The following is a 1860-nucleotide window of genomic DNA, read 5'->3' as shown; positions in this document are numbered from 1 at the left end:
TGACGCTCCGCGTGGTAACGCTGTGACGGACGCTCCAGCGTCCAAATAAGCACCACTGGATGCATTCCCACGCTGGAAGTCGTAAGTACGGCTGCAGTCGCTGCCGTTGCGACATTGAATAAGTATTTCGGTGAATTATGCTGAGCTATTGCAGCCTATCGCTCTAAAAGTTACAAACCACACCCTCGCAAATGCCATTTTCTAGCAAATAAACTGTGTTGTGTGCGATATTGCCAGTCGGCAGAGATACATTGTTATTCAAAATAAACGATCTGGAATGTGCGCCATACATTCCTCTTGGAAACTGAATATCTGACAGAATGACATAAGTACGGCCAAGAATCATTCTATGCCTGGGGCTGTTGTTATGCTGGACTGCAACTTTAGCCCAATTCTCGATGTCGTTGGTACCTGCGGGACGAATTTTTCCTTCTCTGAGTAGTTGACGAATACCTTCTTCATTAGGAGCTACCTCATCAAGGGTTACTCCGCGTTCTTCTGCTTTATTTTTTATAAATAAATCAATGTCTTTATCCGGGTATTCCAGTAATTTTGAGTTTGAGTCGATATCGCCCACATAAAATTTTCCATTCTGCGGCGAATTGATAATTTCACTAGGAAGAGTTCCGGTTATATCTTGAATTCTTTGTTCAATATATTGTTTTTGTCCGCCGGGTTCTAAGTTATCGTAGAAATACGAACACTCGGTTTTCGTTTCATAGACAGCTTGCAATACAGGTGTGAGTTTTGGCAGGCCATATAACATTTGCTCATGATAGCCCGCAAGTACCACTCCGTTCACCAAGGTGCTAAATGTTTTTTTAATCTTCCATAAAACCGGATCATAAGCCATTAACACCAAAATAATATTTTCACCCGGTTTGTTAATAATCACTTCGGATTCTTTAACTTCGTGGCCGCTGGCTCCAAACTGATACTTGGATGAGTGTAAACCGGAATAACTGGTCACCAAATAAACATTGGATTTTGAATTAATTGCCAAATGTAACTTGCAAGGGTTTGGGGCAGGTAGCTTTTGAGGTTTTTTATTTATTTGAACTGGTGTTAAATAAGCAGATCCAGTTGCGATACTCATGGGTTTAGATTGTGGCGGATTTTGCTCGGAAACTGCTGACGAGATGATTTTGAGGCTTTTCGGTTCAGTTATTTGTCTATATATGAAATAACATAAGGTGGTTGCCATAATTAACCCAAGGATAGCCAAATAGCGGGCGATTCGTTTGACTACCGAGGTTAGATCCTCAACACCTGTGCGATGGTTTTTTATTATAGCTTTGTAAATATCGGGCTTATGCTCTAGTACGCCTCCGCAGTTGGCGCATTTGTTTTCATAACGATTATGGGAGCAACCACACCAAGGACATTTAAGGTATTCCATATTTAACTCATCTATTCTTTGTAACGTTGCAACAAGATGTAAAAAGTGTAAATGGCTATACGGCACAAATAACGTATAGAGGGGTGAGGCGTAGCCGTGTTGCCACTCTCGGCATCACCGGGATTGATTAAGCCCAAAAACCACATAACTCGGAAAATGGTGCTGTGTTTTTCGTCTTGATATTGATGCCATCTTTTTATCGGTTGATTGGAATGTTTTGATGGTGCACACGATTACTTTTTCGCACTTGAATTGGCTTAAATGAATCATGATGTAAACCTGATTATTATAGGTAAATTCTGAAATTTAGCTGCAATACCTGCCTTAAATGAGATGGAGCTAATCAATCTGATATTTCTTACGCTTGCGCCAAAATGTCGCTCGACTCATACCGGTAAAGCGGGCGGCGGTTTTCACGGCGGCGGGCTTTCATCGTTCCCACGCTTTGCGTCACTGCCATT

The 1860-nt window shown here is 41.7% G+C and carries 2 protein-coding genes; both read right to left on the bottom strand.

Translation table 11 applies throughout. From position 1 onward, the window contains the following. Positions 1-163: 163 nt before the first annotated feature. A complete protein-coding gene (locus A1359_RS04705; RefSeq protein WP_066978733.1) occupies positions 164-1399 on the bottom strand; it encodes a hypothetical protein in 1236 nt (411 codons plus the stop codon). A 339-nt stretch (positions 1400-1738) separates the two neighbouring features. Then, on the bottom strand, positions 1739-1816 hold the full coding sequence (locus A1359_RS23610; RefSeq protein ID WP_157200472.1) for a helix-turn-helix domain-containing protein: 78 nt from the start codon (positions 1814-1816) through the stop codon (positions 1739-1741). Between the last annotated feature and the right edge of the window lie 44 nt (positions 1817-1860).

The organism is Methylomonas lenta (genome assembly GCF_001644015.1).
Lineage (GTDB): Bacteria > Pseudomonadota > Gammaproteobacteria > Methylococcales > Methylomonadaceae > Methylomonas > Methylomonas lenta.
The sequence above is the reverse complement of the archived record's forward strand: the minus strand, read 5'-3'. Positions and strand labels throughout refer to the sequence as shown.

Coding starts and splice junctions, on each gene's coding strand:
- A1359_RS04705 (WP_066978733.1), bottom strand. CDS start 1,399: ATGGAATACCTTAAATGTCCTTGGTGTGGTTGCTCCCATAATCGTTAT.